The organism is Amycolatopsis sp. NPDC059657 (assembly GCF_042734395.1).
Classification (GTDB): Bacteria; Actinomycetota; Actinomycetes; order Mycobacteriales; family Pseudonocardiaceae; genus Amycolatopsis.
On the sequence record NZ_JBHWEB010000126.1, the window covers coordinates 1 to 25,876 of the forward strand.

The 25,876-nt window shown below is 67.7% G+C and carries 27 protein-coding genes and 1 tRNA gene; 17 read left to right on the forward strand and 11 right to left on the reverse strand.

Annotated features, from left to right (window positions below):
* Nucleotides 1-133: 133 nt before the first annotated feature.
* Complete coding sequence (locus ACFV15_RS40225; RefSeq protein ID WP_378357685.1) at nucleotides 134-502, forward strand: hypothetical protein; 369 nt, start codon at nucleotides 134-136, stop codon at nucleotides 500-502.
* Between the two features lie 358 nt (nucleotides 503-860).
* Here the strand turns inward: ACFV15_RS40225 and ACFV15_RS40230 are convergent, their stop codons facing one another.
* A complete protein-coding gene (locus ACFV15_RS40230) occupies nucleotides 861-2,066 on the reverse strand; it encodes an MFS transporter (RefSeq protein WP_378357687.1) in 1,206 nt (401 codons plus the stop codon).
* A gap of 109 nt (nucleotides 2,067-2,175) precedes the next feature.
* Between ACFV15_RS40230 and ACFV15_RS40235 the strand changes: the two genes are divergently transcribed.
* The 3 genes from ACFV15_RS40235 to ACFV15_RS40245 all read left to right on the forward strand — a co-directional run bounded on the left by ACFV15_RS40235 (nucleotide 2,176) and on the right by ACFV15_RS40245 (nucleotide 5,267).
* Nucleotides 2,176-3,693 (forward strand): DHA2 family efflux MFS transporter permease subunit, encoded by a 1,518-nt coding sequence (locus tag ACFV15_RS40235; protein ID WP_378357689.1) that lies wholly within the window; start codon nucleotides 2,176-2,178, stop codon nucleotides 3,691-3,693.
* 7 nt (nucleotides 3,694-3,700) lie between these two features.
* Nucleotides 3,701-4,264 carry a TetR family transcriptional regulator gene (locus ACFV15_RS40240; protein ID WP_378357723.1) on the forward strand — a complete coding sequence of 188 codons (564 nt, stop codon included), beginning with the start codon at nucleotides 3,701-3,703 and terminating at the stop codon, nucleotides 4,262-4,264.
* A gap of 439 nt (nucleotides 4,265-4,703) precedes the next feature.
* Nucleotides 4,704-5,267, forward strand: coding sequence for a hypothetical protein (locus tag ACFV15_RS40245; protein WP_378357691.1), 564 nt, complete (start codon nucleotides 4,704-4,706; stop codon nucleotides 5,265-5,267).
* Between the two features lie 70 nt (nucleotides 5,268-5,337).
* On the opposite strand, the gene ACFV15_RS40250 is transcribed toward ACFV15_RS40245, so the two are convergent.
* Nucleotides 5,338-6,378, reverse strand: a complete 1,041-nt coding sequence (locus ACFV15_RS40250; protein ID WP_378357693.1) for an alpha/beta hydrolase — start codon at nucleotides 6,376-6,378, stop codon at nucleotides 5,338-5,340.
* Between the two features lie 126 nt (nucleotides 6,379-6,504).
* Here ACFV15_RS40250 and ACFV15_RS40255 point away from each other — a divergent pair, with 126 nt between their 5' ends.
* From ACFV15_RS40255 to ACFV15_RS40270, 4 genes are all read left to right on the forward strand, one after another.
* Nucleotides 6,505-7,056: an NADPH-dependent FMN reductase gene (locus ACFV15_RS40255; RefSeq protein WP_378357724.1), complete on the forward strand. Its 552-nt coding sequence runs from the start codon at nucleotides 6,505-6,507 to the stop codon at nucleotides 7,054-7,056.
* A gap of 118 nt (nucleotides 7,057-7,174) precedes the next feature.
* Nucleotides 7,175-7,597: an organic hydroperoxide resistance protein gene (locus ACFV15_RS40260; RefSeq protein WP_378357695.1), complete on the forward strand. Its 423-nt coding sequence runs from the start codon at nucleotides 7,175-7,177 to the stop codon at nucleotides 7,595-7,597.
* Nucleotides 7,598-7,666: 69 nt separating this feature from the next.
* A complete protein-coding gene (locus ACFV15_RS40265) occupies nucleotides 7,667-9,031 on the forward strand; it encodes a glutamate decarboxylase (RefSeq protein ID WP_378357697.1) in 1,365 nt (454 codons plus the stop codon).
* 17 nt (nucleotides 9,032-9,048) lie between these two features.
* Complete coding sequence (locus ACFV15_RS40270; protein ID WP_378357699.1) at nucleotides 9,049-9,675, forward strand: TIGR03085 family metal-binding protein; 627 nt, start codon at nucleotides 9,049-9,051, stop codon at nucleotides 9,673-9,675.
* 516 nt (nucleotides 9,676-10,191) lie between these two features.
* On the opposite strand, the gene ACFV15_RS40275 is transcribed toward ACFV15_RS40270, so the two are convergent.
* Complete coding sequence (locus tag ACFV15_RS40275) at nucleotides 10,192-12,036, reverse strand: prolyl oligopeptidase family serine peptidase (protein ID WP_378357701.1); 1,845 nt, start codon at nucleotides 12,034-12,036, stop codon at nucleotides 10,192-10,194.
* Between the two features lie 39 nt (nucleotides 12,037-12,075).
* On the opposite strand from ACFV15_RS40275, the gene ACFV15_RS40280 reads away from it, so the two are divergent.
* Nucleotides 12,076-12,831 carry a methyltransferase domain-containing protein gene (locus ACFV15_RS40280; protein WP_378357702.1) on the forward strand — a complete coding sequence of 252 codons (756 nt, stop codon included), beginning with the start codon at nucleotides 12,076-12,078 and terminating at the stop codon, nucleotides 12,829-12,831.
* A 100-nt stretch (nucleotides 12,832-12,931) separates the two neighbouring features.
* Here ACFV15_RS40280 and ACFV15_RS40285 read toward each other — a convergent pair.
* From ACFV15_RS40285 to ACFV15_RS40295, 3 genes are all read right to left on the reverse strand, one after another.
* Nucleotides 12,932-13,005: transfer RNA gene (locus ACFV15_RS40285), tRNA-Pro, on the reverse strand.
* Between the two features lie 46 nt (nucleotides 13,006-13,051).
* Nucleotides 13,052-13,966, reverse strand: a complete 915-nt coding sequence (locus ACFV15_RS40290; RefSeq protein ID WP_378357726.1) for a metallophosphoesterase — start codon at nucleotides 13,964-13,966, stop codon at nucleotides 13,052-13,054.
* Nucleotides 13,967-14,103: 137 nt separating this feature from the next.
* The gene (locus ACFV15_RS40295; protein ID WP_378357704.1) at nucleotides 14,104-16,257 is read right to left on the reverse strand and encodes a transglycosylase domain-containing protein; all 2,154 of its coding nucleotides are present in this window, start codon (nucleotides 16,255-16,257) and stop codon (nucleotides 14,104-14,106) included.
* Between the two features lie 319 nt (nucleotides 16,258-16,576).
* On the opposite strand from ACFV15_RS40295, the gene ACFV15_RS40300 reads away from it, so the two are divergent.
* A complete protein-coding gene (locus tag ACFV15_RS40300) occupies nucleotides 16,577-16,885 on the forward strand; it encodes a WhiB family transcriptional regulator (RefSeq protein ID WP_091288334.1) in 309 nt (102 codons plus the stop codon).
* 37 nt (nucleotides 16,886-16,922) lie between these two features.
* On the opposite strand, the gene ACFV15_RS40305 is transcribed toward ACFV15_RS40300, so the two are convergent.
* From ACFV15_RS40305 to ACFV15_RS40325, 5 genes are all read right to left on the reverse strand, one after another.
* Nucleotides 16,923-18,044 carry an ArsA family ATPase gene (locus tag ACFV15_RS40305; RefSeq protein ID WP_378357705.1) on the reverse strand — a complete coding sequence of 374 codons (1,122 nt, stop codon included), beginning with the start codon at nucleotides 18,042-18,044 and terminating at the stop codon, nucleotides 16,923-16,925.
* Nucleotides 18,044-19,048, reverse strand: coding sequence for an ArsA-related P-loop ATPase (locus ACFV15_RS40310; RefSeq protein WP_378357707.1), 1,005 nt, complete (start codon nucleotides 19,046-19,048; stop codon nucleotides 18,044-18,046). The genes ACFV15_RS40305 and ACFV15_RS40310 overlap by 1 nt, the downstream gene beginning before the upstream one ends.
* Nucleotides 19,049-19,069: 21 nt before the next feature.
* Nucleotides 19,070-19,318, reverse strand: a complete 249-nt coding sequence (locus ACFV15_RS40315; protein ID WP_378357709.1) for a hypothetical protein — start codon at nucleotides 19,316-19,318, stop codon at nucleotides 19,070-19,072.
* Between the two features lie 111 nt (nucleotides 19,319-19,429).
* Nucleotides 19,430-20,356: an esterase/lipase family protein gene (locus ACFV15_RS40320; protein WP_378357711.1), complete on the reverse strand. Its 927-nt coding sequence runs from the start codon at nucleotides 20,354-20,356 to the stop codon at nucleotides 19,430-19,432.
* Nucleotides 20,357-20,421: 65 nt separating this feature from the next.
* The gene (locus ACFV15_RS40325; protein ID WP_378357712.1) at nucleotides 20,422-21,279 is read right to left on the reverse strand and encodes an esterase/lipase family protein; all 858 of its coding nucleotides are present in this window, start codon (nucleotides 21,277-21,279) and stop codon (nucleotides 20,422-20,424) included.
* A 159-nt stretch (nucleotides 21,280-21,438) separates the two neighbouring features.
* On the opposite strand from ACFV15_RS40325, the gene ACFV15_RS40330 reads away from it, so the two are divergent.
* The 7 genes from ACFV15_RS40330 to ACFV15_RS40360 all read left to right on the forward strand — a co-directional run bounded on the left by ACFV15_RS40330 (nucleotide 21,439) and on the right by ACFV15_RS40360 (nucleotide 25,851).
* Entirely contained in the window at nucleotides 21,439-21,597 is a 159-nt protein-coding gene (locus tag ACFV15_RS40330) for a DUF4177 domain-containing protein (RefSeq protein ID WP_091288329.1), read from the forward strand.
* 14 nt (nucleotides 21,598-21,611) lie between these two features.
* Complete coding sequence (locus tag ACFV15_RS40335) at nucleotides 21,612-22,067, forward strand: RidA family protein (protein WP_378357713.1); 456 nt, start codon at nucleotides 21,612-21,614, stop codon at nucleotides 22,065-22,067.
* Complete coding sequence (locus ACFV15_RS40340) at nucleotides 22,067-22,696, forward strand: hypothetical protein (protein ID WP_378357715.1); 630 nt, start codon at nucleotides 22,067-22,069, stop codon at nucleotides 22,694-22,696. The genes ACFV15_RS40335 and ACFV15_RS40340 overlap by 1 nt, the downstream gene beginning before the upstream one ends.
* Nucleotides 22,697-22,731: 35 nt before the next feature.
* Complete coding sequence (locus tag ACFV15_RS40345) at nucleotides 22,732-23,832, forward strand: hypothetical protein (RefSeq protein WP_378357716.1); 1,101 nt, start codon at nucleotides 22,732-22,734, stop codon at nucleotides 23,830-23,832.
* A 170-nt stretch (nucleotides 23,833-24,002) separates the two neighbouring features.
* Nucleotides 24,003-24,809 (forward strand): NUDIX hydrolase, encoded by an 807-nt coding sequence (locus ACFV15_RS40350; protein ID WP_378357717.1) that lies wholly within the window; start codon nucleotides 24,003-24,005, stop codon nucleotides 24,807-24,809.
* Entirely contained in the window at nucleotides 24,806-25,588 is a 783-nt protein-coding gene (locus tag ACFV15_RS40355) for an MBL fold metallo-hydrolase (RefSeq protein ID WP_378357719.1), read from the forward strand. The genes ACFV15_RS40350 and ACFV15_RS40355 overlap by 4 nt, the downstream gene beginning before the upstream one ends.
* On the forward strand, nucleotides 25,585-25,851 hold the full coding sequence (locus ACFV15_RS40360) for a glutaredoxin domain-containing protein (protein WP_378357721.1): 267 nt from the start codon (nucleotides 25,585-25,587) through the stop codon (nucleotides 25,849-25,851). The genes ACFV15_RS40355 and ACFV15_RS40360 overlap by 4 nt, the downstream gene beginning before the upstream one ends.
* The last annotated feature ends 25 nt before the right edge of the window (nucleotides 25,852-25,876 follow it).

Below are 25,876 nucleotides of genomic sequence, written 5' to 3' on the forward strand. Positions count from 1 at the left end.
ACCTGGCGACGACACCACCAACACCGAGCCCGCCAATGCCACTACCAGCGACGGCACCAACAACCAGCACCCGATCACGAACTACAGCTGGAGTATTAGAACCGGTCATACCACTCACGAGTACGTTGGTTTCATGAAGAGGTGGGGATTCTTGCTCGCGACCGCGTTCCTGGTCAGCGGGTGTGCCGAGGTCAACTCGGCGGTCGACCAGGCCAACAGCACCGCGAACAAGGTGTCGGCCTGTTCGGAGGCGCTCGGGCTGGCGGACCTCAATCCGCTGGTCGACGCGGAGAAGATCAAGGCGCGCGCCGCAGACAAGGAACGCCGCCTGCGTGAGCTCGCGGCCAACGTCAGCGATCAGGACGTGAAGAAGTCGCTGCTCACCATGGCCGACTCCTACGTCGAGGTACAGAAGGAACGTTTCGAGGACCTGGGCGTCGTCGGCCGCTGGGCCAAGCGCAACGCCGAGCGGCTCGACAGCCTTCGCCAAGCCTGCACCTAAAGACTCGTGAGTGTTGCCGACGGTTCTAGCCCAATGCTGGGTGGTTAAGGCTTGGCCTGCGTTGCCAATCGGCACGTGAGCACGCGAAACCCGAGTCGGTCAGGCCGTCGTCGGTGGCCCGGCCGCAAGCATCTTGCGTCCACAAAGGACTCAAGCGGCTGAATTTCGCCCCACGATGTCGCATTTGCCTGCTTTTTTGGGGTGGGGTGGGCGGAATGAACGGGGCGTATGTGTCGCTCAGCGTTGCGAACGCCCCGTTCGCAACGTTCAAGCACCCCTGCGGCACCCGCCGGGCAGCGGGCTTGACCGACCTGCCCGACCCTTAACTACCCGGCATGGATCTAACCGCCCGCAACGCTCACGACCCCGAGGTGACGCTCAGCTCTCGCACCTCCGGCTTGAGTGAACGCTCGAAAGCCTTACCCAAGCCCGCGAGCACCAACGCCCCGGCGCCGGCGGCGAAGAATCCCCACGCCGCGGAGCTGTGGTCGATCGCGAACCCGATCGCGGGCCCGCCGAGCGAGAGCCCGAGCCTGGTCGCGGCGTCTTGAATGCCCATCGCCTCGCCGCGGACCTGCGGCGGCGCGAGCTTGCTGACGGTCTCGGTGGTCGCCGCGAGCGTCGGCGCGCACATCAGGTTCATCGGGATCAGCGCCAGCGCGAGCAGCCACCACGGCTGGATGAACAACCCGACCGGCAACGTCAGCGCCGCGAGCAGGAACACCAGCCAGCCCTGGGAGAGCGAGCGGTGCACCGCGCCGTGCACGAGGCCGCCGATGAGCGAGGCCACGCACATCGCGATGATCACCAGGCCGGTCCATTCGACATTGCCGGTGTCGCGCAGTGCCGCGATGGCCGCGACCTCGGTGCCGATCAGCACGAACAGCGCGCCGACCGCGATCAGCAGTGTCGCGATGAACTTGCCGCGCAGCCAGCTGCGCATCGGCGGCCGTGCCTCGCCCTCCTGGGACGCGGTCTCGTCCTCGCTGCGGATCGGCGGGTTCATCAGGTAGAGCAGCAGTGACGAGACGCCGAAGGACACGCCGATCGCGGTCAGCATCAGCTGGGACGAGTACTGGGTGACCACGAAGACGGCGGCGGCCGGGCCGAACATGAACGAGACCTCGACCGAGATCGTGTCCAGCGAGAACGCGGTGCGCCGCTTGGTCTCGGGCACCAGCGCCGCGAGCACCTGACGGGCGATCGAGCCGGCGGGCACGGTCAGAATGCCGCCGGGGAGCGCGACGATCACCAGCGCGGGGAACGTCAGATAGGGCGACACCAGCCAGAACGCGGTGGTGCTGAGCCCGCAGATCACGGTCACCAGCCGCAGGCCGTAGTGATCGATCAGCCTGCCGAGCACCGGCGCCGCGACGGCGTTCCCGAGCGTGATGGCCGCGCCGACCAGCCCGGCCGCGCCATAACCCTTACCCAGGTCACCGACCACATGCAGCGTCATCGTGATGCCCATGGCTGTCATCGGGAGACGCGCGAAGAAGAACAGCAGCATCGAGCTGCGAACCCCGGGCACGGCGAGCACACGTCGGTACGGGGTCAGAGTCACAGTCCGATCACATCAAAACCTGGTACGAGCGTGCAACTAATTTTCCCCCTTGCGTCCGAGATTCTGACAGTTACTCTCATTTGAGAGTTGCTATCGAAAGGGGGCGACTATGACTTCGCCACATCCCCGCCGCTGGTGGGCCTTGGGCGCGCTCAGCGTCGTATTGATCGTCATCGGTCTCGACCTCATCGTGCTCAGCGTCGCCCTGCCGACGCTCGCGACCGATCTCCACGCCTCGACCACGCAGCTGCAGTGGTTCTCGAACGCCTACACGCTCGTGCTCGCCGCGTTGCTGCTCCCGGCGGGCCTGCTCGGTGACCGGCTCGGCCAGAAACGCCTGCTCATGGGCGCGCTCGCGCTGTTCGGCGGCGCGTCCGCCTGGTGCGCCTTCGCCGCCTCACCCGGTCAGCTGATCGTCGCCCGCGCCGCACTGGGGGTCGGCGCGGCCTTCCTGATCCCGCTGTCGATGTCGCTGGTCACCGTGCTCTTCCCGCGGGAGGAGCGTGCCAAGGCGCTGACCATCTGGGTGATGGCCAACTCGCTGGGCATCCCGCTCGGCCCGGTGCTCGGCGGCTGGCTGCTGGACAACTTCGCCTGGGGCTCGGTGTTCCTCATCAACGTGCCGCTGGTGCTGATCGGGCTGGTTTCGGTGGTCTTCCTGATCCCGTCGCTGCGCGGCTCGGGGGCCGGGCGGATCGACCTGGCGGGCATCGCGCTGTCCAGCGCCGGACTGGTCGCGTTGACCTACGGGTTCGTGCGGATCGGCGAAACGAGCTGGTCGGACGGGCTGTCCTGGCTCGCGGTCGTGGCAGGCGTTCTCCTGCTGACAGCGTTCGGGTTCTGGCAGCGGCGCGTCAGCGCGCCACTGGTCGACACCTCGTTGTTCCGCTCGCGCGAGTACACCTGGGGAGCGGTGCTGGCGACGGTCTCGTCCTTCGCGATGATGGGCCTGATCTTCGTGCTGCCGCAGCTGTTCCAGGCTGTCGAGGGCGCGGACGCGCTGATCACCGGCCTGCGGCTGCTGCCGATCATCGGCGGCCTGCTGGTCGGCGCGAAGGTCGCCGAGCGGCTGGCCGAGCGGGCGGGGCCACGCGGCATCGTCATCGTCGGCTTCATCCTGATGACCGGCGGGTTCGCGCTCGGCGCGACCACCTCGGCCGCCGACGGCTACGGCTTCGTCGCGGTCTGGGAGACGCTGATCGGGCTGAGCCTCGGCTTCACCATGCCGACGGTCACGGCCATGGCGATGAGTGCGATGAGCGACGCCCGCGCGGGCTCCGGCTCGGCGATGATCCAGGCATTGCGCCAGGTCGGCGGCACCATCGGCGTGGCAGTGCTCGGGACCGTGCTCAACTCCGGTTACCGCGACGCGGTCGACGTCACCGGCTTGCCTGGCCCGGCCGCCGAGGCGGCACGCGGGAGCGCGTCGGGTGCGGCCGCGGTGGCACAGCAGCTGAACTCGCCGGGGCTGCTGGCGTCGGCGCGCGACGCGTTCGTGTCGGGGATGGACGCGACACTGTGGACTTCCGCGGGGTTCGGCGTGCTGGGGATCTTGCTGTCGGTGGTGTTCCTGCCGCGTCAGGTGAAGGAGGCGGCACAATCGGAACATGACTTCGTCGCGATCTGAGCAGCCTGTGGGCTTGCGCGAACGCAAGAAGGCCAAGACGCGTGACGCCATCCAGCGGCACGCGTTGCGGCTGTTCCGCGAACAGGGTTACGCGGCGACGACGGTCGACCAGATCGCCGAAGCGGCCGAGATCTCGCCGAGCACCTTCTTCCGGTACTTCCCGACCAAAGAGGACACCGTGCTCTACGACGGCCTCGACCCGGTGCTCATGCGCGTGTTCGCCGAGCAGCCGCCGGAGCTGTCGCCGACCGCGGCGATCAGGGCCACGATGCGGCAGGTGTTCGACAGCCTCGCCGGTGAGGACTGGCAGATCGAGCAGGACCGGCAGCGCCTCACCTTCGAGGTCCCGGAGCTGCGTGCGCGCGCGATGGCGCAGTTCGTCGACGGCATCACGATGCTCGCCGAGGGCGCCGCGGCCAGGGTCGGCCGGTCACCCGAGGACTTCGAGGTGCGCAACTGGGCGGGCGCGATCATCGGCGTCATCCTCACCGCGATGATCGACCGCCAAGACGACGGCTACCTGCGCCTCGAAGAGGCCCTCATCCATCTCGAGGCAGGCCTGCCGTTGTAAGTAACATTGAGTACTCCCACCACGAGGTAAGCGGGCCCGCCATATGTCGACATATGGCGGGCCGCGCTGCGTCTGGTGGGAATGAAGATGTTTCATGCGACTGGTGGTGCGTCGGTGGGGGACCCCCACCCGTCTGGAGCAGTCTCGACACGCCGTCCTGCGGAGTGACGCGGCCCGAACCTGGATCAATGCATTCGGATGAGTGAGTGGATTTGCTCCAAAGGGTGACGAGGTGACGGTACGCGTTTTTTGAGTTCGATCAAGTTGATCTTCCGGGGTAAGGGCAAGATCAACTTGTTAATCAATTGAGGTCAATCCCTCCATCTTTGAATCCGGCACGTAAGGGTTAGAAAGCGGCACTAACCGGTGATCGGCTGGTGGTTCTCCGATACGGCGAGTACGCATTACCCCGTTGGGTCCATGAGGCCAGGAGGTAGGAATGAAAGGCAAATTTGCCCGAACGATTGCGGTCATCGCGACCGGCAGTCTGCTGGCGGTGGCCTCGGGCGGTATGGCCGTCGCAAGCCCGGTCGGCGGTCACGGGTCGTCGAGCACCGAGGCGGCTTTCGCTCAGGTTCTGAAGCAACGGGACGATCTCACGAAGATCGCCTACGCCGGTGATGTCGCAGGCACGAAGAGTCAGCTCAAGAAGCTCACTCCGCTGCTGGCCGATCTCGCCGCCGGTAAGAAGTACGCGATCCAGGTGGAGTCCCAGGACCTCGCCGTCGACGCGAAGGCCCGCTCCAGCGAGGTCAGCAGGGTGCTGACGACGCCGGGTGCGACGCCGCGTCAGCTGCCGCCGCTGCCGGACATCGGCGCGCTGCTGCCCGACCTGCCGCCGCCGCTGAACGTGGTCAGCGACTTGCTCAAGACGCTCCTCAACGCGCTGACGGGCTTGCTGTCCAGCCTGCTCAAGGCGCTCCCGATTCCGCTCCCGCTGCCGGCGCTGCCTGTACCGGGCTTGCCGACACCGGCGCTTCCGGTTCCGCTGCCCACGCCGTAGCGGAACCCGAATCGGGGGAGCCCGAGGCCGGTGCGGAAAGGAGCCGCACCGGCCTCGGGCTTTCCGCATGCTATTCCTTGCTCAAGCCGAGCCTGAGCGCGCCCGCCGCTTCGGAAACCGCCTCGCGGAATCGAGTGCCGACGCCGAGGAAATTGACGTAACCGTGAATGAGGTCGTCCTGACGGCTCAATGCGACGGAAACGCCGGCGTCTTGAAGCTTTTTCGCATAAGCCTCGCCTTCGTCGCGCAGCGGGTCGAAACCGGCGGTCGCGATATAGGCGGGCGGTAAGCCGGAAACGTCCTCCGCGAGCAGCGGTGACGCGAGCGGATCGGTCTCGTCGGCCTGGTAGTGGCCGCTGAACCAGTCCATGCTCTCGTCGGTGAGGAAGAAGCCGATCCCGAATATCTCCCGCGACCGGCGGCGCGTCGAGAAGTCGGTGGCCGGGTAGAACAGCAGCTGGAACTTCGGCGCCGGGCCGCCGCGTCGCGTGGTCATCTGCGAGACGACAGCGGCGAGGTTGCCGCCCGCGCTGTCGCCACCGACCGCGATCCGCACCGGATCGGCACCGAGCTCGCTCGCCTTGGCATGCGCGTAGTCGAACGCGGCGATGCAGTCTTCCGGCGCGGCCGGCCACGGGTGGTCGGGCGCGAGCCGGTACTCCACCGACAGCACGCGCACGCCCGCGTGCTTCGCCAGGAACCGCGCGGTGTTGTCGTGGCTGTCGCGATCACCGATCACCCAGCCGCCGCCGTGGTAAAAGACCAGCAGGCCGGACGGCTCGGCCAGCCCGGCAGGCGTGTACAGCGTGGCCGGGATGTCGCCGCCGGGCCCGGGGATCGCCAGCTCGCGGGTCGCCATCGGCCCGATCGGCTTCCCGCTGACCAGGTGCCTGGCCGCGGCGAGGTTCTTCCTGGACTGCGCGACGTCGCCGTTGGACAGTTCGGCTCCGCTCAATTGCTGAAGCCGAAGCAGCAATTGAGCGTCGAGTGCGAGTTCCTGACCGTCCAGCCGGACCGGTTTACCTGCGATGAGCCTGCGCAGCGGCCTCGGCAGGCCATAGATGACCTGCGACAACGCGGCTTGGATCCGGATCTGCACTGGAATGGCCATGCCTGGAGGCTACTTGTGAGTAGGTATCGACGCCAGGTGTGACACAGGACTCCGTCCCAAACCCTGGTCCTCCAGTTAAGTGGAGGGGTTAGCCTCGAAGGCGTGAGTTCTTCAGCGGCGGTCAAGGTGCTCGGTATCGGTGGTTCGCTTCGCGACGGTTCGCAGTCGGAGCGGGCGCTCCAGATCGCGCTCGCCGGTGCCGAAGCGGCGGGCGCGCGGACGAGCCTGATCACCGGGCCGGACCTGGTGCTGCCGTTCTACGACGCGGCCATCCCCGAGCGCACGGAGAACGCCGAGCGGCTGATCGAGGCCGTGCGCGACGCGGACGGCATCATCGTCGTCTCACCCGGCTACCACGGCGCGCTGTCCGGTCTGGTCAAGAACGCGCTCGACTACATCGAAGACCTGCGCGACGACCAGCGCCCGTACCTCGACGGCCGCGCGGTCGGACTCGCCGCGGTCGCGTTCGGCTGGCAGGCCGCGGTGACCACGCTGGACCAGCTGCGCACGATCACGCACGCGCTGCGTGGCTGGCCGACTCCGCTCGGCGGCTCGGTCAACACGGCCGAGGTCAAGTTCGACGAAGCGGGCGGCGCGTCGGAGGAGAAGGTCGTGCGGACACTGCGGCTCATCGGCCGCCAGGTGACCGAATTCGCTCAGCGGAACGCCCGCGCCTAAGTCATCGGATATTCCGTCAAGTGACGCCTGCCATGTGGTGGTAATGCTTCACGCATCCGTGATGTTGTTACCACCGTGACGCTCAATGGGGCGTGTCTGACATGGAGGTAGGCAAGAAATGACGCAGGCGATCTACACCGCGGTGGCGACGGCGACCGGCGAAGGACGCAACGGCGAGGTGACGTCCTCCGACGGCGTCATCGACGAGTCGCTGGCGATCCCCAAGGAGATGGGCGGCCCCGGTGGGGACAAGACGAACCCCGAGCAGCTCTTCGCCGCCGGTTACTCGGCCTGTTTCCTGAGCGCGGTCCAGATGGTCGCCCGCGTCGGCAAGGTCAAGATCGAGCAGACCTCCGTCACCGCCGAGGTCGGCGTGTTCAAGCAGGGCGAGGGATTCGGTCTCGGTGTCGACCTCAAGGTCAACCTGCCCGGTCTGGACCAGGCCGCCGCCGACCAGCTGGTCGAGCAGGCGCACAAGGTCTGCCCGTACTCGAACGCGACCCGCGGCAACATCGAGGTCAACCTCACCGTCACGGTCTGAGTTCCGCTTCCGCCAAGGCCACTCCGCTGCTCACAGCGGGGTGGCCTTCGTCGTACTACCGTCGGGAACATGGCTCTGCACGAGGGAAAGCCGCCTGCCCGGCGCGGCGGGACGAATCCGTTGCACGTCGACAATCCGGCGCTGGCCGCCGGGATCACGCTGCCGCACACCCGGCTCGGGGACGATCCGCTGCCAGCCGACACGGCGCTGCGGCTGGTGCGTGACGAGCTGATGCTCGACGGCAACGCCCGGCTCAACCTGGCCACCTTCGTCACCACGTGGATGGAGCCGGAGGCCGTCCGGCTGATGGCTGAATGCGTCGACAAGAACATGATCGACAAGGACGAGTACCCGCAGACGGCCGAGCTCGAGCGGCGCTGCGTGACGATTCTCGCCGACCTGTGGAACGCGCCGGACCCGGCAGCGGTGATGGGCTGCTCGACCACCGGGTCGTCCGAGGCCTGCATGCTCGCGGGCATGGCGTTCAAGCGCCGCTGGTCCAAACTCGGCCGGGCGGGGCGGCCGAACCTGGTGATGGGCGCGAACGTCCAGGTGTGCTGGGAGAAGTTCTGCGAGTACTGGGAGGTCGAACCGCGGCTCGTGCCGATGGACGGCGACCGCTTCCACCTCACGGCCGACGAGGCCGTCGCGCGCTGCGACGAGAACACGATCGGCGTGGTCGCCATCCTCGGCTCGACCTTCGACGGCAGCTACGAGCCGATCGCCGAGATCACCGCCGCGCTGGACGCGCTGCAGGAGCGGACCGGCCTGGACATCCCCGTGCACGTCGACGGCGCTTCGGGGGCGATGATCGCGCCGTTCCTCGACCCCGACCTGGTCTGGGACTTCCGGCTGCCTCGCGTGGCGTCGATCAACACCTCGGGGCACAAGTACGGGCTGGTCTATCCGGGAGTCGGCTGGGCGATCTGGCGCGACAAGGCGGCGCTGCCCGCGGAGCTGGTGTTCAACGTCAACTACCTCGGCGGCGACATGCCGACATTCGCGTTGAACTTCTCACGGCCCGGCGCCGAGGTGGCCGCGCAGTACTACACCTTCGTCCGGCTCGGCCGCGACGGTTTCCGTGCCGTGCAACAGGCTTCGCGTGACGTGGCGACGTACCTCGCCTCGGGCATCGAGGCGTTGGGGCCGTTCTCGCTGCTCACGCGTGGCGACCAGTTACCGGTGTTCGCCTTCATGGTGAAGCCCGACGTCGGCTACACGGTGTTCGACGTCTCGCGGCGGCTGCGCGAGCGCGGGTGGCTGGTGCCCGCTTACACGTTCCCGGAGAACCGGACGGACCTCGCGGTACTGCGGATCGTGGTGCGCAACGGGTTCACCCGCGACCTCGCCGACCTGCTGCTGGCCGATCTCGGCCGGGTGGTCTCGGAGGGCATTGTGACGACACCCGCGAGCGGTACCGCGTTCCATCACTAGTCGGCTAAATTCGGCCTATGGGAGTAGCCCGAGATGAGCGCCGCGCACTGTGTGACCTGTTCGAAGAGCTGGGCCCGGACGCGCCGACGCTGTGCGAAGGCTGGTCGACTCGCGATCTCGCGGCCCACCTGGTGATCCGCGAGCACCGCGTCGACGCCGCACCCGGCCTCGTCGTGCCCGTGTTCGCCAAGCACACCGAGCGCGTCCAGAACGACTACGCCCAGCGGCCCTGGACCGAGCTGGTCTCGACCGTCCGCTCCGGCCCGGCCTGGTACTGGCCGACCTCCTTCGGCGCACTCGACGAGCTGACGAACACAGCCGAGTTCCTGGTCCACCACGAGGACGTCCGCCGCGCCCAGCCCGACTGGGCCCCGCGCCCCGCCGACACCTCACGCGACAAAGCAGCCTGGGCCTCGGTCAAGCAGTCGGCCAAGATGTTCTTCCGCAAGAGCGGCGTCGGCGTGACACTCCGAACCCCGGGCGGCCAGTCGGTGATCGCCCACGGCAACGGCGAAGCGGTCACGGTACTGGGCGAGCCGATGGACCTGCTCCTGTACTCGTTCGGCCGCTCAGCGGTCCGCCTTTCCTTCGAGGGCACGGAATCCGCGATCGCCTCGCTCCAAGACACCTCGCGCGGCCTGTAATCCCGGGGCTTGGGTTGCGAGCAGCGTCGGCTGAGCGCACAAACGCCACTTATGCAACGCTCAGCGACACATAAGCCTCGTTCGTTCCGTCCAGCCAGCGCGGAAAGTTGCACAAAAGCGACAAAGCGGGACAAAACTTGCCGATATGAGTCCTTTATGGACGCTCACTGGACGTTGTCGGCGACGCTTGGACCGAGTTGATCTTCGTGAGGCGCGACTTTGTCGCAACGCTGACCTTGAACGTTGTGAACGCCCCGTTCACAACGTTCGCGCGAGTGGAGTCCACAAAGGACTCCGGGTTGGGCGATTTGCTCGGCTGAAGCCAGGGCCTTGGCGTCGGAACCGGGCGCCCATCGGCGAAATTCGAACGGCCCTACCTAAGAACAACCCCCCCACCCGCCCTGGGGGCTCCGCCCTGCAACAGTCTACCGACCGTCACCGACGAAACCCCCGGATCAGGGGAGTTATCCACAGGGTCACCCGATTGTGGATAACAACTGTGGAAGATTCAACTACTCAGCGCAATCCGAGTGCACGCAGCGCGAACCCGACCTCGATCGACGTCTGCTTGATCGTCTCGGCGATCACCAGCGAGCCGTGGCCGGCGTCGTAACGGTAGAACTCGAAAGACGCGTCGCGGGCCGCGAGACGGCTCAGGTAGTTCTCGATCTGGCGGATCGGGCAGCGCGGGTCGTTGTCGCCCGCGAGCACGAGCACCGGCGCGGTCACCGCGTCGACGTAGGTGATCGGCGAGCATTCCTTGTACACCGCGGGCACGGTCTCCGGCGAGCCGCCGAAGAGCGCGCGGTCGAACGAGCGCAGCTGCTCCATCTCGTCTTCGTACGCGGCGACGTAGTCCGCCACCGGGACGCCGGCGATGCCCGCCGCCCACCGCTCCGGCTGGGTGCCCAAGGCGAGCAAAGACAAGTAGCCGCCCCAGGACGCGCCGTTCACCACGCACTTGGCGGCGTCGGCGAGTCCACTTTGGACAGCCCAGTCGTGCACGGCGGCGACGTCTTCGAGTTCGGTCAGGCCGGGACGGCCTTCGATGGCGTCACGCCAGGCCGAGCCGTAGCCGGTCGAGCCGCGGTAGTTGACCTCCACGACAGCGAAGCCGGCGTCGAGCCACAGCGCGCGGTACGCCGAGAACCGGTCTTCGTCGGCCGCGTGCGGGCCGCCGTGCAGCGAGAACACCGTCGGGAGCGGACCTTCCGGCGCGTCGGAAGGGCGCGAAATCAAAGCGTGGATCTGCCCGCCGGCACCGTCCACGAAGGCGTCCGTCATCGGCGAGGAACCCGGCGCCTGGTCGCCGGGCGGCTCCAGCAGCACGGTGTCGGTGCCGTCGGCGGCGCGCACGCGGATCGCGGGCGGGCGCGCGGCGTTGGACCAGCCGTATTCGACGGTGCCGTCGGGGCGCACGCCAGCGCCGCCGATCCGGCCAGGCGGAGTGTCCAAAGAGGACAATGAACCGGTGGCGAGATCGTAGCGGTACAGCGAACTGCGTCCCTGGTGGAAATGCGCGACCAGCAGTGCGTCGGCCTGCGGGTACCAGCCCGCGGCGACTTCGCCTGGCAGGTCGAGCGAGATCTCGGTCTCGGTGTCGGCCTCGACGTCCCAGATCAGCAGTTCCTCGCGCCCACGCCGCTCGTGCAGCACGAGCAGCCTCGCGTCCCCACGCACCGGCGAGAACTCCAGCGCGGAAAGTCCCTTGCCCTCGCCGTCCCACTTGTCCGCGACGACGGCGAAATCGCCGGTCTTCAGCACCCGCAGCGCCGGGTGCCGCGAGTCACCGTGCTCGGAGTGCGAGATCACGAGCAGCCGCTCGTCGCGCGACATCGACGCGATCCCCGCGTCGTCCTCGCTCGAGTAGAACAGCTTGGTCTCGCCTTCGGCGTGGGTGAACAGCTTGCTGCCGTCGTCGGTCGAAACCCCGACCGCGATCACCGAGTCGCCGATCTCGAGCCCGGCGGGGTAACCGTCGTGCACGTCAGGGATCGCCGGTGCGGCCTCGGCGCCGCCCGCGAACGGTTCACGCACCCACGAGCCGAACTCGTCGCCGTCGGTGTCGTTGAACCACCAGATCCACTGCCCGTCCGGCGACGGCACGGCGTGCATGGTGCCGTTCGGCCGGTCGGTGACGCGGCGGTGCTCGCCGGTCGCGCGGTCCCAGGCGTAGACCTCCCAGACCCCGCTGGCGTTGGAGACGTAGATGTTCGCGTCCGGTGCGTCGATCGCCCAGTCCGGGACCGAGATCCGCGACGCGTGGAACCGCGCGCGCCAGCGGCTTTCGGCCGCTGCGTCGTCGAAGAGGCGGTCCGGGACCGCCGCGGCCGGAAACTGGGGTGCCGATTGCGTGCTCACCCCTCGATCCTGCCACCTCTGAGCCGTACTGTGTGCGGGGTGCTGGAGGGTTACGCGCCGGGCTACGCGCAGGACGCGATTTCGATGATGGCCGCGCGCCGCGCCGGTGACCGCGCAGCGTTCGTCATGCCTCATCTGAATCCGGCCGTCACGCTGCTCGACGTCGGCTGTGGACCCGGCACCATCACCACCGGCCTGCTGCCGGCCGGCCGGGTCATCGCCGTCGACACCGAGCCGTCCCAGCTCGTTTACGCCCGTCGCAAGCACCCGAGATCCAAAGTAGAGTTCCTCGCCGCGTCGGCGTACGCGCTGCCGCTCGACGACGCCAGCGTCGACATCGTCTTCGCGCACGCGCTCTTCGAGCACCTGGCGGATCCGGCGCGGGCGCTGGCGGAGTTCAGACGGGTACTGAGCGTCGGCGGCACGCTCGCACTGTCCACATCGGACTGGAGCAGGGCCAAACTCCGCCCCAAGACGGCGAATGTGGACGCCGCGCTGCGCGGTCACTATCTGTTGCGCCGCCGCGCGGGCGGCGACCCGTTCGCCGGAAAGCATCTGCCCGCCCAGGTGCAGCAGGCTGGTTTCACGGACGTCCGCACGCATACCCGCTACCGCGTCGACCAGTCCTACAAGGACCTGGCCAACTACGTCGAGCAACGTCTCATCGCCGCATTGGAGCAAGACACGCCCGACCGCGACCAGCTCGCCAGCGCCGCGCGCTCGGCGTGGACGTGGTCGCGTGGCCCCTCTGGCGATTTCACCCAATGCTGGGTGGAAGTGCTCGCGACCAAGTAGAGGTGAGCTCAATGCGGGGGTCTGGGGGTTCGACCCCCAGAGGACAAAAAGAAAGAGACCCATGTTCGCGCGTTCCGCGAACACAGATCTCCCTCTTTCGTCGGGGTGGCGGGATTCGAACCCACGACCTCCTCGACCCGAACGAGGCACGCTACCAAGCTGCGCCACACCCCGGTTACTGATTTGGAGCGGCAAGCCGCTCCTCGGGTCGTTGAGAAGTCTAGCGGACGGCTTTTCGGACCTGACGTGGGGTGGCTTGGGGCGTCTTGTCCCTGGCCACCAGGGTCAGCAGGCTCGCTTCCGGCGGGCAGGCGAACCGCACCGGCGCGAACGGCGAAGTGCCCAGCCCGGCCGACACGTGCAGCCACATGTGAGCGCCCCAGCGCGACGCGCCACGCGCGCGGGTCCGGTCGAGGTCGCAGTTGGTCACGAGCGCCCCGTAGCCGGGGACGCGCAGCTGGCCGCCGTGCGTGTGCCCGGCCATGACGAGGTCGTAGCCGTCGGCCGCGAAGGTGTCGAGCACGCGCGGCTCCGGCGAGTGGGTGACGCCCAGCCGGAGTGTCGCCGTGCGGTCGGCGGGCCCGGAGATGTCGGTGTAGCGGTCGCGACGCAGGTGCGGGTCGTCGACGCCCGCGCAGAAGATGTCCTGGCCAGCCACCTCGACCGTCCGCCGGACGTGGGTCAGGTCGACCCAGCCGTGCTCGATGAACGCGGCGCGCAGGTCACGCCAGGGCAGGTGCTCGCCGTGGATGCGCTTCTTGCTGCCCTTGGGCATCAGGTACCGCGCCGGGTTCTTCGGCTTGGGCGCGTAGTAGTCGTTGCTCCCGAAGACGAACACGCCCGGCCGATCCAGCAACGGCCCGAGTGCGCGCAGCACGGACGGCACGGCCTGGTGATGCGAGAGGTTGTCGCCGGTGTTGACCACGAAATCGGGGTCCAGCTCGTCGAGCGCGGCCACCCAGCGCTGTTTCGACACGTGCCCCGGCAGCATGTGCAGATCGGACACGTGCAGCACCTTGATCGGCCGCGAGCCCGGCGTCAGCACGGGCAGCTCCGCGGTGCGCAACGTCCAGTGCCTGCGCTCGATCCCGGCGGCGTAACCGAGCGTCGCGGCGCCTAAGGCGACCGTTCCCACTGCTAGGCGTTTTACCGTCGATCCTTTGTCACTCTGCGTGCTCACGAGATCTAGGATACGTGCTCGCTTCTTGAAACCCCGAAAGCCTCTTTCGGAAGGTCCACACCTTCCGAAAGAGGCTTTCGGGGTTTTATCGCCTAGCGCGTGTATTGCGGGTCTTCCGGAGGCAGGGGAAGTATGGGCTGGCCTTCCAGGATCTTCGTCATGGCTTGGAACCAGGTTCGCGCCGGGACCTTGCCGCCGTACATGTTGCCGGTGGTGGTCTTGGTGGCGTACGCGCCACCGGGGCCGCCGTCGTTGATGCCGCCGTTGGGGAAGTCAGGGCGGAACACCATCGCCGCACCCGCGAGCTGCGGGGTGGCCGCGACGAAGGTCGCCGAGCCGTTGTTCTGCGTGGTGCCGGTCTTGCCGATCATCGGCCGGTTCCAGCCGAACTGGCCTGCCGCGCCCGCCGAGGTGCCGCTGCCCTGGTCGTCCTTGCTCATGCCGACGGCGAGGGTGTTCGCGAGCCCCTCGGGGATCACCTGCTCGCAGGCGGCTTCCTTGATCTCCTTGGGCTGGCCGGTGCGGTCGCTGACCGAAGCGATCGGAGTCGGCGGGCACCACTTGCCGCCACTCATGATCGTCGCCGCCACGTTGGCGAGCTCAAGGCCGCTGACCGGGCTCACGCCGAGCGTGAACGCGCCAGTGCCCGGGTAGCCCGCCTTCGGGCCGTAGAGCTGGGTCTGGGTCTGGTTCTTGTTCACGTCGTCGGACTTCGGGTCGACCGGGCCACCGTTGGCGTTGCTGGCCATCGTCTCGCGCAGGCCGAGCTTGCTGGCCATGTCGAGCACCGGGCCCATGCCGGTCTTCTCTTCGAGGATCACGAAACCGGTGTTCGGTGAGGTCGCGAGCGCCTGCTGCAAGGACATCTGCGGCGCGTAACCGTCGCCCGCGTTCTTCAAGCAATACCAACGGGTTTTGCCCTTGAAGAACGGACAGGCCGGGTTGTCCGAGCCGACGAACACGTTCGACACATGGAAAGTCGGAGTGTCGATGTTGCTGTAGATGCCGGCGACGCCCTTGTCGAGCGCGGCCGCAGACGTGAAGATCTTGTAGCTCGACCCCGCGCCGGAAACGTTCCACACGCCCGAAGGCAGCGTGTACGTCGTCTGACCCTTGTCTTTTTCGTTGCCGTAGTCGCGGTTCGCGGCCAGCGCCACTACTTCATGCCGGTCTTTTCCTGGTTTCACCAGTGAAAGCGTGTTCGCGATGTTCGGCTGGTTCTTGTCGACCTGGCCCTCCGCGGCGGCCTTGGCCTCGTGGTTGGCGCGCGGGTCCAAAGTGGTCTTGATCGTGTAGCCGCCGGTCTTGATGTCGTCTTCGGTCATCCCGGCCTTGAGCAAGTACTCGTAGGCGTACTGGCAGAAGAAGCCTTCTTCCGGCCCGGCACCGACGCAGTTCGAGGCTGGCTTCTGCGGCTGGCCTTCGACGACGCCGAGTCCCTCGGCCTTGAACTTCTCCGCGTCCGCCTTGGCGAGCTTCTGGTTCTCCACCATGCGGTCCAGCACCAGGTTGCGGCGCTGCAGCGCCTTGTCAGGGTGGTTCCACGGGTCGAACACCGCGGGGTTGTTGACCAGCCCGGCGAGCAGCGCGGCCTGCGGGACGGTCAGCGCCTCGGGGGTGGTGTTGAAGTACGCGTGCGCGGCCGCGCCGATGCCGTAGATCTGGCGGGAGAATTCGACGATGTTGAGATAGCCCGCGAGGATCTGCGGCTTCGTCATCTTCGTCTCGAGCTGGATCGCGATCCGCGCTTCCTTGAGCTTGCGCGCGATCGACGCCTCCTGCGCCTTCTGCTGGCCGATCTTGTTGCCGCGGTAGACGATGTTGATCAGGTAGTTCTTGACGTACTGCTGGGTCAGCGTCGACGCGCCCTGCTGGTCGCCGCCCGCGGTGTTGCTGACCGCGGCGCGCAGGGTGCCCGTCCAGTCGACGCCGTGGTGGTCGTAGAACCGCTTGTCCTCGGTCGAGACCAGCGCCCACTGCATCGCCGGGTTGATCTGGTTCTCGGTCACCGGCAGGCGATATTGGTCGTACAACGTCGCGATCGCCTTGCCGTCGGCGTCTGTGACAGTGGTCACAAGGGGCGGCGGGATGTCAGCGAGATCGGACGACGTCCGGTCGACCGTCTCACTCGCCTGGTTCGACATGACCCCCGCGGCGCCCACGACCGGGAACAACACACCGGCGACGAGGACACCCGCCAGTATGCAAAGACCGAGCAGTTTCAGCAGACCGTCCGTTTTCCGCACGTGATCAGGGTACGCGGAGGCGGTTAGACCACGGTGACCTCGTGCCACCACCAGGTCCATTCCAGTGACAAAAGCGACCCCGTGTGGTCACCAGTGGTAACGAAAGGCATTCTAGGGCTGGCGGACGGAACCGAGGGACCTTACAGTCCGTCAACGTCTCACGAAGAGAAGCCAGCGACCGGGTGATCAACCTGGTACTGGCACTCCGGCACCGGGGAGGTGCCGGTTTCACCGACGTGAGCAGAGTAGACGCGCTCGCGGGGGCTTGAGCGGTATTTGCCCCTGTTGGTGTGTCGACACCAGGTAGGGAGCTGGGGGTATGGAAACCAACCAGTCGAGCTGGCGAATCGACGCCTCGTGCCGGGACGCTGACCCGGATGGGTTGTTCGTTCGCGGTGCGGAGCAGAACCGGGCTAAAAGCGTGTGCATGGGCTGCCCGGTCCGTACCGAATGTCTCGCTGAAGCACTCGACAATCGAATCAGTTTCGGGGTCTGGGGTGGGATGACCGAACGCGAGCGGCGTGCGCTGCTGCGTCGGCGTCCCGACGTCATCAACTGGCGTGACCTGCTCGAATCGGCGAAGAGAGAAGCGGACGAGCGTGAGGGACGCGTCGTCCGCGTTTCTTAAATTACTAAAAGAGGGGGAACGTAAGCGCGGTCCGCGCTTACGTTCCTGACAGGCGGTCTCCGATATCGCGGAGTCCCTCTATGTCGTGGACGTCGCTGGGGAGCGCGGGCACGCGGACCAGTGGAACTTCCGGATGCGCGCGGGTGAACCTCGCGAGCAGCCGGGACTCCCGCTCGGCCAGTGCGACGCGGTCGGCGTGCAGCCGCAGCACGGCCACGGCCAGCGGGGCGTTCGTGCCGCCCTTCTCCAACGAGTCCGCGGCGGCGGTCGCCTCGCCTGCCGAGAGCGACGCCAGCACCGGGTGCGTCCGGTTCGCGACGAGCCCGGCCAGTGGCATGGCCTCGTCCGAAAGCCGCTCGACGAAGTAGCTCGCCTCGCGCAGCGCGTCCGGCTCCGGGGCGGCGACCACGATGAACGAGGTGCCCTCGGAACGCAGCAGCTCCGCTGTCTTGCGCGCACGCTCGCGGAAACCGCCGAACATGCTGTCGAAGGCCTGCATGAACGCCGACGCGTCGGCCAGCAGCTGACCGCCGATGATCGTCGAAACCGCCTTGGCGAACATGGTGAACCCGGCGGTGACCACCTTGCGCAGGCCCCAGCCGCTGGCCTTCGCCGGGCCGGTGAGCAGCCGGATCATCCGGCCGTCGAGCGCACTCGAAAGCCGGGTCGGCGCGTCGAGGAAGTCCAGCGCGGACCGGCTCGGCGGGGTGTCGACGATGATCAGGTCCCACTCGTCCGTCGCCGCGAGCTGGCCGAGCTTTTCCATCGCCATGTACTCCTGCGTGCCGGAGAACGACGTGGAAATCGTTTGGTAGAACGGATTCTGCAGAAGCTGCTCGGCGCGCTCCGGGCCAGCGTGCTTGCGGACCATGTCGTCGAACGTGCGACGCATGTCCAGCATCATCGCCCACAGCTCGCCCTTGGGCTCGAAACCGTCGACGCTCACCTGCCTCGGGTGGTTGCCGAGTTCCTTGAGCCCCAACGCCTGCGCGAGCCTGCGTGCCGGGTCGATGGTGAGCACCACCGTCTGCCGTCCGCGCTCGGCCGCGCGCAACGCCAGCGCGGCCGCGGTCGTCGTCTTGCCGACACCGCCGGAACCGCAGCACACGATGACGCGGCTCTTCGGGTCGTCGATCAGTGCGTCGATGTCCAGTTCCATCAGCGCACCCCCTGCTCGGTCAATGCTTCGGCGAGTTCGTACAGCGCGGCGACATCGATGCCATCGGTCAGATCGGGCAGCTCGAGCGTCGGCAGATCCGCTTCGGCGAGCTGTTCGCGCGCGCGTTGCTCGGCGGCGACGCGGATCGCGTGTTCCACGGTCTCCTCGACGAGCGCGTCGAGCGTCTCGTCCGGCAGCTTCAAGCCGGTCGCGGCGAGCCCGGCGCGGACACGGGAGGCGTCGACGCGGCCATCGGCGGCCGCGGTGATCGAGCGCGCCGGCAGCCGCGGCGGGCGCACCCGGTTGGTCAGCACCGCGCCGGGGCGCAGATCGGCGCCGTCGAGCTCGGCGACGCCTTCGACGGTCTCGCGGACCGGCATTTCTTCCAGCAGCGTCACCAGATGCACCGCGGTCTCACCGGAATGGAGCAGCCGGACGACGCCGTCGGCCTGGCCGCGGATCGGGCCGGTCTTGGCGAGATCGGTGAGCGCCTTCGTCACGTCGAGGAACTTGACCACCCGCCCGGTCGGCGGCGAGTCGACGACGACGGCGTCATAGGTGTACCTGCCGTCGGACTCGGTGCGCCCGACGCATTCCTTGATCTTCCCGGTGAGCAGGACATCGCGCAGGCCGGGCGCGAGCGTGGTCGCGAACTCGATCGCGCCCATCCGCCGCAGCGTCCGGCCCGCGAAACCCAGGTTGTAGAACATCTCGAAGTACTCGAGCAGCGCCGCTTCGACATCGATGTGCAGCGCACGCAGCTCGCCGCCGCCGGGGGTCGACGCGATGCGCTGCTCCGCGTACGGCAGCGGCTCGGTGTCGAAGAGCTGCGCGATGCCCTGACGGCCTTCGACCTCGATCAGCAGCACCCGCCGCCCGCTGTGCGCCAGCGCCAGCCCGAGCGCGGCGGCCAAAGTGGTCTTACCCGTCCCGCCCTTGCCGCTGACGAAATGCAGCCGGGTTCTGGCGAGTTCGTCGGTCCAGCCGGCCAGGGAAGTCGTCACCTTCTCAGCGTAGGTCACCGATCAGCTCGCCAGCATCATGACGCTGACCGCAGCGGCGGCCACCGCGACGATCACCCAGGTCAGCACCCCTGGCAGCACGGTGAGCATCAGCACAGCCGTGAGGATCAGCACGGTCACGCCGATCGCCCCGCCGATCGCGACCTGACCCGAGCTGCCGGTCCGGTCCCTGATCTTGGCCATCACGATGAGTACCAAGGGCACCCCGACGACACCCCACCCGACCGCGGCCACGACCCGCCAAGCTTCCACGCCCCCACGCTATCGGGCCAAAAAAATCCCAATGCGGCATTGGTCAGTTTTCAGCACGCCAATGTGGCTTTCGTCAGCTCAAACCTGACGAAAGCCACATTGGGATTTTTTTCAGCTGCCCAGTGGGCCGGCCGGGTGGCAGGGGACCGGGCGGGCGTGGGCGGGGTCGAGGGCGTTGAGGACGTGGCCCGCCGCGTTGCGGTCGGCGGCGAGGCCCGCGTGCTCGGCGAAGTCGAGTGGGCAGGTGTCCTGGAGGACGATGTTGCGGACGTTGGGGCCGGTGCCCTTGCCGCTGGTGTACGGGATGACCAGCTCGTCGTAGCGGGTGACGATGTTCGTGTACTGCACGCCCGGCTGGAACTGGCCGTTGCCGCTCTTCATCTTGGTCAGGAAGTCGGAGTCCTGAAGGAACTCCACACAGGACCCGCAGAGCGGGTTGAGCAAGGGATCGACGATCGGCTGGCCCCACTTGTAGACACGCGAAAGGCCGTAGAGCGTGGTGCCGTCCCACAGCGGGGTGAGCCCGACGTACTTGTCCACTTTGGACGCTCCGCCGAGGAACTTGACGTAGTAGCTAGGCATCACGGTGCCCTCGGAGTGGCCGAGGATGCTCACCTTGGCCGCGCCGGTCGCGTCGAGGACCTTGTCGACGAAGCGGGAGAACTCGGCCGCGCTGTCTTCCATGCGGGCCAGGCCGCCTGGTTGGTAGACGGGCAGCGGCTCACCGGGAACGCCGTAGGTCAGCGAGAAAACGCAGTAGCCGTTGTTCTTCAGTAGTGGGCTGTAGGTCTGCCAGTTGACGGTCTGGTTGGCGCCGAGGCCGTGCACCAGCACGACCGGGCTCGGGTGGGCCGCGCTCGGGCGGCAGGACCAGTCGTTGGCCCCAGGTGGCGGGCCACCGGGGTTGGCGAGCTGTGCGGGCACGGCCGCCAGCAGGCTCCATGGCACCGGCAAGGTCGCGGCCTGTGCGACCGGCGTGGCGAGCAAGGCCAGCGCGATGGCCAGGATGACGGCTGATAGGGACTTCACTGTCCGCATGCCCACTCCTACCTACTTGTGAGTAGGTAGGAGTGAAGCACATCACGTTTGAAAGTGCCAGACCGCTACTGACGTGGGGCGACGGGTCCCATCGGCACGCACGGGACCGGCGAGGCGTGCGGCGGATCGAGCGCGTTGAGGACGTGGCCGAGCGCGTTCGGGTCGACCGGCATGCCGACGTGGTTCACGTGGTCCTCGGCGCAGGCGTCCTGCAGGACGATGTTCGTGCCTTCGCCCAGCCCGCTGGTGTACGGCACGATGTTCTGGTCGTACATCGTCACGATGTTCGTGTAGGCGACGTCCGGCAGGAACATCCCGCCTTCTCGCATGCGCGCCAGCAGATCCGAGCCGGTGAGCACCTCGGGGCAGGCCGCGCAGTTGGTGATCAGGTTGGTCAGCCAGCCGAGCCCGAGCGTGCGCAGCAACGCGTACGTGTCCGCCGCACCCGCGACGTTCGTGCCGTTCCACAATGGAGCGAGGCTGATGTAGCGATTGATTTTCTCGCCACCGCCCAGGAATTTCGCGTAGTAGGTCGGCAGCAGCGTTCCCTGCGAGTAGCCGACGATGTCTACTTTGGACTTTCCGGTGGTGGTGAGCACGCGGTCGATGAACGTTTTCAGCTCGGCCGAGCTGTCCTCGATCGGGGTCAGCCCGCCGACCACGTCGCCGACGACGGGTGCGCCTGGCAGCACGCCATAGGTGAGCGAATAGGCGCAATAGCCGCGCGAGATCAGCATCGGCCCGAGCATGCGCCAGGTGTAGTCCTTGTTGTCGCCGGTGCCGTGCACCAGCACCACGGGCTCGGGATGCGCTTCGCTCGGACGGCACGACCAGTCGTTGAGCCCGTAGAGGGCGCCTGCCGGTGCCACCGTCGCCAACCCGGCGACCAGCATCAGGACGACGAGTAGTGCGGAGCGGCGCATGGATCTCCTGTGGTCGAAGGATGTCACTCACGAGGGTGGTCCAGATCGACGGCCGCGCCTAGGCCACATCAGGGTGGACCGTGGGTGATATTCGATCACGCTCGGTGAATTCCGGAACGTCTGTCCGTAGCGCTTGGCGACTTGGCTACGCTCGCGCGTATGAGCGCCACCAAATGGGAGTACGCCACCGTCCCGCTGCTGATCCACGCGACCAAGCAGATTCTCGACCAGTGGGGCGAGGACGGCTGGGAACTGGTCACCGTGCTCCCCAACCCGACCGGTGAGCAGCACGTCGCTTACCTCAAACGAGCCAAGTAACCGGGAGTCGTCGCATGACCTGGAGCGCCCGTCTCGCTGAACTCGGCATCAAGCTGCCGTCCGTGGCCGCGCCGCTGGCCGCCTACGTGCCTGCGGTGAAGTCCGGTTCGTACGTGTACACCTCCGGTCAGCTGCCGTTCGTCGACGGCAAGCTGCCCGCGACCGGCAAGGTCGGCGCCGAGGTCAGCCCGGAAGAGGCCAAGGACTACGCGCGCCTGTCGATCCTGAACGCGCTCGCCGCCGTCGACTCGGTCGTCGGCATCGACAACGTCGTGCGGGTGGTCAAGGTCGTCGGATTCGTCGCCTCCGCCGAGGGCTTCACCGGCCAGCCCGCCGTGATCAACGGGGCGTCCGAGACCCTCGGCGAGATCTTCGGCGACGCGGGCATCCACGCGCGCTCCGCCGTGGGTGTGGCCGAGCTGCCGATCGGCGCGCCAGTGGAAGTCGAGCTCATCGTCGAGGTGAACTGATGGATCCGGACATCGAGCAGTCCTGTCACGAACTGCTGGTGCGGCTGGCCGGACGGCTGCCGGACCAGACGCTCTGGCGTTTCCGCGACTGGCTCGGCGAAGGTGCGATGAGCACGCTCGCCAGGACCCTCCCAAGATCTTTGCTTAAGCACAGGATCGACCTGAACCAAACGGAGTACCGGCTGTTAGTCGCCGGTCTCATCCCGCACGGCGCCGACTGGCATCAGGTCAGTTCGACGCTCGGGGTAGACGAGGTCTCCGATACCCGGTACACATTCTCGCTGAGTGCACCCGAATGGGTTAACTCGGTCGATATGGTGTCCGTGGTGCTGCACGCGACGTTGCGTGGGCGTCCGGATGTCGGGGAAGTTCGGCAGAGCTGGCGGCACGGCGGTGCCGACGGTATGGGAGGGGCCAAGCGGGTTCTGGTGGTCACGGCGTTGAACGGACTGCCGAGGCTGGCCGGTGAGCTGCAGCGAGTACTGCGCGTGCTGGGTGACGAAGAGCCCAGCGTCGAGGTCCTTCCCCCGCGTATCGAATTGCCCGAATACCACCAAGCGGCACTGGCGAGCTCGGAGTTGGTGTGCGTCGGCGCCGTGGACACCGGAAACCGGCTGGTCGCCGCTTAACGCTCGCGCCTCCAGCGAGCTGGGAGGAGCAGAGCATGGTGGAGGTCAACGAGAACTCCTCGATGGAAGGGTTCTCGGTGCCACTGCGGCTGCACAACCTGTTGCTGGCCCTCGCGGGCCGGATCGACGACACCGCGCTGACGGAGGCGCGTGAGCTGATCGCGCACGCCCACCTCGACGAGGCCGTCGAGCTGGTCACCGGCACGCTCATCGCGGGCCGGATCCCGGTCACCTCGGGTGAGCAGCGCGAGCTGGCGCTCGTGCTCGAGATGAGCAGATCGGACGCGACGCTCGTCGACGGCCTGGTCGTCGACGAATCGGATCGGGACGAGTCGCACCGCTTCACCGGCGACAACGGGCCCGAGTTCGGCGTCGCCGAAGCCTTGGAGCGCAGCCTCCAGGTGCTGCCGGACGTGCGCGCCGTGCACGCCGTCTGGCGCACGACGCCGGCGGGCAGCGTGCCGGGACCGATGCCGCAGCGCATCGTGCTGGTCGAGATCGGGCCGGAGGGCAACCCGCCCGCGGTCGCGTTCCGGGTCGACACCGCGTTGCGCCGGGCGGGTATCCGCTCGGTCGTCGAGGTCAGCCCGCCGGGCGCGAAGATGCCCGGCTACCAGAACGCCGCGTGGACCGCGTCGACCCCGGTCTGGGTCACCGGCAACCCCACGCGCCAGGACTTCCAGCCGTTCGAGTCCAAGCCCTCGCCGGTGGTCAAGCAGGACGACCCGCCGAGCAGGCACGGTCTCCGCGCGGCACCGCCCGTCCAGGTGGCACCGGCGGCACCGGCCGCGCCGGTGACACCGGTGGTGCCGGTCGTCCAGCCGGTTGAGCAGGTGCGTGAGACCAGGGCGGAGCGGACAGCCGACCTGACCCCGGAGGAGGTCGCGCAGCTGCGGCGGGCGCTGGCCGAGGATCCGGAGAAGGGCCGCGAGATCGTCTCCGGCAAGCCGAGCCTGCACGAGGTGGTCGAACTGCCCGCGCTGGACTTGGACGACCCGAGCCTGAGCGAGCGCGACCGCGCGCTGCTGCGTGAGCTGCACGCCGAACTCGCCGAGCGCGAGCGAGCCGAGGCGGCGAACATCCGGATGAACGGTGCTTCCCGCTCGGGCGATCAGGGTTGGTCGCCGGGCGCTTAGTGGTTGCCATCGGAAGTCCTTCGGGGGTATTCGGCGGATCCAGGTTTCCGCTGGGCGTGCGGCCGTAAGGCCCTCGTACCGGGGTTGTACTCGGGCCTTGCGGCCGTGCGTCCAGCGGGAAGCTGGGCCGTCGAGACCGTCGGAGGACTTCCGATGGTGACCACTTGGGTATGTTGCGGGACGTGGAACTTCCGCTGAGCTTCAACATCCCGGTGCGTCCCGAGCTGTCGGGACCACCGGCGACGCCCAAGGACGCCGCGACGGTCATGTTGCTGCGTGACACGGATGGCGGCGTCGAGGTCTTCCTGCAGCACCGGGTCAAGGGGATGCCGTTCGCCGGTGGCATGACGGTCTTTCCCGGTGGCGGCGTCGACAAGCGTGACGCTGACGCTTCCGTCGCCTGGGCCGGTCCGGCGCCCGCGAAGTGGGCCGAATGGTTCGGCTGTGACGAGTCTCTCGCGCGAGCGCTGGTGTGTGCCGCGGTGCGGGAAACCTTTGAGGAGTCCGGAGTTCTGCTCGCGGGCACTGATTCGTCGGTGCTCGCCGACACTGTCCAGTACGCGGATGTGCGGCAGGCGCTGGTCTCGCGTGAGCTGTCGCTCGCCGCCTTCTTGGCCGACGCCGGGCTGACGTTGCGCGCCGACCTGCTGCGGCCGTGGGCGAACTGGGTCACGCCCGAGGCGGAACCGCGTCGCTACGACACCCGCTTCTTCGCCGCCGTGCTGCCGGAAGGCCAGCACGCGGACGGGCTGACGTCCGAAGCCGACAGCTCGGGCTGGCAGCGACCGGCCGAAGCGCTGGCCGACGCCGAACAGGGCCTGCGCATGCTGATGCCGCCGACCTGGATCACGCTCAACGAACTCGGCGAGTTCAAGACCGCGGCCGATGCGCTCGCGTCGCCGCGCGAGATCAGCAAGGTCATGCCCAGCCTGGTCCGTGACGGCGACAAGGTCCGCGTGATCTTGGAGGGACTGTGACCGAGCCGACCCACCCGGCGTACGGCGTGCTCCGCCCGGTCTCGCCGACCGCTTCGGTGCTGCTGGAGAACAACCCGTCCCCGATGACGCTCGACGGCACCAACACCTGGGTGCTGCGTGCGCCCGGCGCCGTCAAGAAGGTGATCGTCGACCCGGGTTACCAGGACGTCGAGCACCTGACCGAGCTGACCAAGCTGGGCGCGATCGAGCTGATCCTGCTCACGCACCACCACCCCGACCACGTCGAAGGCGCGCCATGGCTCGCCGACCGGGTCGGCGCTCCGGTGCGCGCGTTCTCCGCGGAGCTGTGCCGCGACGGCGAGCCACTCGTGGACGGCGAGGTGGTGCGTGCGGCTGGCCTCGAGATCGAGGTGCTGCACACACCGGGGCACACGGCCGACTCCGTTTCGCTGCGGATCGGTGACGAGGTGCTGACCGGGGACACCATCCTCGGCCGCGGCACCACGGTGCTGTCCGACCTCGGCGACTACCTCCGCACGCTGCGGAAGCTCCTCGAAGTGCTGCCGGATGGCGTACTCGGGCTGCCGGGACACGGCGCGGAATTGCCGGATCTCCGGTCGACCGCCGCGGAATACCTGGCACATCGGGAACAGCGGCTGGACCAAGTGCGTTCGGCTCTTCGTGAGCTCGGTGACGACGCCACCGCGCGGCAGGTCGTCGAGGTCGTCTACGCCGACGTCGACCCGTCGCTGTGGGTGCCCGCCGAGTGGAGTGTGCAGGCGCAGCTGGACTACTTACGAGCGGAGGCGGGCGCGTGAGCGACCTGAAGATCGAGTTCTACTGGCGGCCGGGTTGCGGTTTCTGTTCGGCGTTGCGCCGTCCGCTGATGGCGAGCGGCCTGCCCGTCCAGGAGATCAACATCTGGGAGGACCCGAACGCGGCCGCCCGCGTCCGCGAGATCGCCGACGGCAACGAGACCGTGCCGACGGTGGTCGTCGGCGACTGGTCCGGCGTGAACCCGAGCTTCGCCGAGATCGAGGCGGCAGTCCGCAAACAGGCACCCGAGCTGCTGGAGTCGTGAGTGTTTTGGCCGGCTAGAACCGGCC